Genomic DNA, 253 nt, shown 5'->3' on the forward strand with positions numbered 1-253 from the left:
GGTCGAAGCGCGCGTGACTGCGCTCGTCGAGGAGTACCAGGTCCCCGAAGACGAGGCTCGCCGGAGCGTCACCAACCACCTGCTCGACGAGCACGACATCGATCAGGACGCCTTCTACGCGGAGTCGGGCAACGATCTCGTCAGTATCGATGCGATCGACGCTGAGGAGCAGTGGGTCGATCTCGAAGTCGAAGTCGATCAGCTGTGGGAGCCCCGCGCTGACTCGATCGCTCAGGTCGGGCTGCTGGCTGAT

The 253-nt window shown here is 63.6% G+C and carries 1 pseudogene; it reads left to right on the forward strand.

Features of this window, described 5'->3' with window-relative positions:
- Positions 1-253 (forward strand): annotated as a pseudogene (locus tag SM755_RS23945) (replication factor A); the annotation flags it as partial.

The organism is Natrialba sp. PRR66 (genome assembly GCF_034808065.1).
GTDB lineage: Archaea > Halobacteriota > Halobacteria > Halobacteriales > Natrialbaceae > Natrialba > Natrialba aegyptia.